Raw genomic sequence first — 3660 nt, forward strand, 5'->3', positions numbered from 1 at the left:
CCGTCAAGCTCGCCCGCCGCCGTCTTCGCCTCCTCCGCGCGCAACACGACACGCCCGTCCGATACAGGCGCCCCGTAAGAGCGCAGCAAGGCCTTCGCCTGGTATTCATGGATGTTCATAGTCTCAAAGCTCCTCCCGATGCTTTTGTCTACTTGATGAGATGCAACAAGTTCTTGAATTGCGGTGTCCCGGCGCGGCCCAGCCACTCGAACACCACCATTTCCGTGGTCACGATGCCGGCGCCACAGGCGCTCAGGCGGGCGATGCAGGCCGCCTCGCTTTCCAGCGTGCGCGAGGCGGTGGCGTCGGAGACGACGAACACCTCGTAGCCGTCCTCGATCAGGCTGGCGGCGGTCTGGACCACGCAGATATGCGCCTCCATCCCGGCGATCACCGCCTGCGTGCGGTCCAGGCTGCGGAAATGCGCGGCGAATCCCTCGTCTTCCATGCAGGAGAAATGCATCTTCGGCAGCACTGTGGCGTCCGGCGTCTGCAGCTCTGGCACGGTCTTGCCAAGGCCCTTGGGATATTGTTCGGTCATCACGATGGGAATGTTCATCTCGCGCGCCCCGGCGCACAGCGTCCTTGTGTTGCGAATCGTCCGGGCCGGAGCCTGCATCGCGGGGACGAGACGCTCTTGCATGTCGATGACGATGAGGGCTGATTCGTCGGCGCGGATAAGCAAAAACAGGTCCTTTCTGGCTGGGTGCTGCCACCGTGTGGAATACCAGATACCAGCAATACCTCCTTATCGCAACCTGCGAGATTTCGGTATCCGATAACTTGGATTGACGGCTCGGGCAGATTTTTTTCGAAATAAAAAAGTACAATGAATACATATATTTGTCGGGAAAATTCCAGAGAAAAACCGGCCTGATTTCGCTGAATTTTCGTGCAGAACAGAAAAACCGTTTGTCGAGCTAGGTATGCTGTGTATGGTATACCAACGTCGCAAATGACGCCGCGCAACTTGAGATCGGAGAGGGCGCATGAAGCTGAAACCTGTGCCTTCGAACTTCACGCTGAAGGACCACGTCTACGAAATGCTTCGGACTGCGATCACCGAGATGAACATCTACGATGCCGCGACCGATCTGCGCCTTGACGAGCGCAACCTGGCCGAGCAGCTGGGCGTGTCCCGGACCCCCCTGCGCGAGGCCGTGGCCCGCCTGGAGCGTGACGGCCTGGTCGAGGTGCAGCCGCGCAAGGGTGTCTTCGTGCAGCGCAAGAGCCTGGACGACATCCTGGACATGATCGTGGCCTGGGCGGCGCTGGAAAGCATGGCCGCGCGGCTGGCCTGCGAACACGCGACGGACCGCGAGATCGCCAGCCTGCGCACCATCGCGGCCAAGTACAACGACGAGATCGCCGACACGCGCATCTCGGAATATTCCGACGACAACATCCGCTTTCATCAGCGCATCCTCGAGATTTCGCGCTGCACGATGCTGCGGAAGATGGCCGATGGCCTCTTTCTGCACATGAACGCGGTGCGCGTCCGGGCGATGGGCGAAGGCAACCGCGTGCGGCGGTCTGTCGTCGATCACGCAGAAATCATCGAGGCGATCGAGGCACGGGATGCCGATCTGTCCGAACGTCTCGTCCGAGAGCACACCATGCGATTGCACACCCACGTCAGTCGCACATGGAGCAATTTCGAACTGGCTGTCGGCGCGGGAGGCGCCAAGGCCAGCTAACAGGGAATGAGCACTAGGATAGGGGCCGGAACGGGGCCCCGAACAGGGAGGAAGACCATGGGCATGACCCAGATGACCGATGACCTCGTCGCGCGGGCCGACACGGCTCCGGAAACGTTGACCGACGGGTTTCATCTTCTGATCGACGCGCTGAAACTGAACGGCGTCGAGACGATCTACAACGTGCCGGGGATCCCGATCACCGACCTCGGACGCTACGCACAGGCGCAGGGTATGCGCGTGCTGTCCTTCCGTCATGAACAACACGCAGGTTATGCGGCCGCTGCCGCCGGTTTCCTGACCAAGAAGCCCGGCGTCTGCATGACCGTGTCCGCGCCTGGCTTCCTGAACGGCCTGACCGCGCTTGCCCACGCCACGACGAACTGCTGGCCGATGATCCTGATCTCCGGGTCGTCCGAGCGTGAGATCGTCGATCTGCAGCGGGGCGACTACGAAGAGATGGATCAGCTGGCCATCGCGCGTCCCCATGCCAAGGCTGCCTATCGTATCCTGCACGCCGAGGATATCGGCCTCGGTGTCGCCCGGGCCGTCCGCGCCGCCCTGACGGGCCGTCCCGGCGGTGTCTATCTGGACGTGCCCGGTGCCCTTCTCGGGCAGGTGATGGACGAGGTCGAGGGCAGCAAGTCCCTGATCAAGGTCGTGGATCCGTCCCCCGCCAGCGTTCCCAGCCCCGCGGCGGTAGATCGCGCGCTGGACGTCATGAAAAACGCCAAGAAGCCGCTGATCATCATCGGCAAGGGCGCGGCCTATGCACAGGCGGACGAGCAGGTGAAGGAACTGGTGGAAACGCTCGGTTTCCCCTACCTGCCGATGTCCATGGCCAAGGGCCTTCTGCCCGACACGCATTCGCAATGCGCCTCGGCGGCCCGATCGCTGGTGCTGAAGGAAAGCGACTGCGTCTTCCTGATCGGCGCGCGCCTGAACTGGCTGCTCAGCCACGGACAGGGCAAGGCCTGGGGCGAGAAGGGCGCGAAGCAATTCGTCCAGATCGACATCGAACCCAGCGAGATGGACAGCAACCAGCCCATCGCGGCCCCCCTGATCGGTGATATCGGAAGCTGTGCCGGTGCGCTGCTGGAAAAGATCCGCGGCAACTGGGAAAAACCGTCCGAGGACTGGACCGGCGCCGTGCGCTCCAAGGTCGAGGCCAATATCGAACGGATGGCCCCCCGGCTGAAGAACAACAATTCGCCGATGGACTACCAGGGCTCTCTGGGCGTCATCAAGGATCTGATCGCCGAGAACCCGGACACGGTTCTGGTCAACGAAGGCGCCAACGCGCTGGACCAGTGCCGCTCGATCGTCGACATCCACAAGCCGCGCAAGCGTCTGGACGTGGGCACCTGGGGCATCATGGGAATCGGCATGGGTTCTGCCATCGCCGCCGCCGTGGAAACCGGCAACCAGGTCCTCGCGGTCGAAGGCGACAGCGCATTCGGCTTCTGCGGAATGGAGATCGAGACGGTCTGCCGCTACAACCTGCCCGTCTGCATCGTGATCATGAACAACAACGGCATCTATCGCGGTGACGGCGAAAATTGGTCCGGCGGCGAAGATCCCTCGACCACGGTGTTCGTCAAGGACAGCAAGTACGAACTGATGATGCAGGCCTTCGGTGGGGTCGGCGTGACCGCCAACAACCCCGACGAACTGCGCCAGGCGATCAAGGAGGCGTTTGCAAGCCGCAAGCCCACCCTGATCAACGCCATCATCGCCGAGGATGCCGGCAAGGAAAGCGGCAACATCGGCAACCTGAACCCGTCTTCGGTGGTGGCGCAGAACCGTTACCCCCAAGCCAAGAACATCTGAGCGGGAGAGAACTCATGAAAGCATTGGACGGCATCAAGATCCTGGACTTCACGCATGTTCAGTCGGGTCCGACCTGCACGCAGCTTCTGGCGTGGTTCGGGGCGGATGTGCTGAAGGTGGAGCGGCCCGGCGT

At 62.1% G+C, this 3660-nt stretch carries 4 protein-coding genes and 1 pseudogene; 3 read left to right on the forward strand and 2 right to left on the reverse strand.

Annotation, left to right across the window (positions count from 1 at the left end):
* Both sucC and KUV49_RS00010 read right to left on the reverse strand, forming a co-directional pair.
* Window positions 1-119: pseudogene (sucC, locus tag KUV49_RS00005) on the reverse strand (succinate--CoA ligase subunit beta); the annotation flags it as partial.
* Window positions 120-148: 29 nt separating this feature from the next.
* Window positions 149-685 (reverse strand): hydrolase, encoded by a 537-nt coding sequence (locus KUV49_RS00010; protein WP_222452996.1) that lies wholly within the window; start codon window positions 683-685, stop codon window positions 149-151.
* Between the two features lie 304 nt (window positions 686-989).
* Between KUV49_RS00010 and KUV49_RS00015 the strand changes: the two genes are divergently transcribed.
* The 3 genes from KUV49_RS00015 to KUV49_RS00025 form a co-directional block, all read left to right on the forward strand.
* Window positions 990-1697 carry a GntR family transcriptional regulator gene (locus tag KUV49_RS00015; protein ID WP_222452997.1) on the forward strand — a complete coding sequence of 236 codons (708 nt, stop codon included), beginning with the start codon at window positions 990-992 and terminating at the stop codon, window positions 1695-1697.
* 57 nt (window positions 1698-1754) lie between these two features.
* Window positions 1755-3527, forward strand: coding sequence for an oxalyl-CoA decarboxylase (gene oxc / locus KUV49_RS00020; RefSeq protein WP_222452998.1), 1773 nt, complete (start codon window positions 1755-1757; stop codon window positions 3525-3527).
* Between the two features lie 14 nt (window positions 3528-3541).
* The coding region (locus KUV49_RS00025; protein WP_222452958.1) for a CoA transferase at window positions 3542-3660 on the forward strand (119 nt) is incomplete at its 3' end.

The organism is Roseovarius atlanticus, assembly GCF_019802205.1.
Taxonomy (GTDB): Bacteria; Pseudomonadota; Alphaproteobacteria; order Rhodobacterales; family Rhodobacteraceae; genus Roseovarius; species Roseovarius atlanticus_A.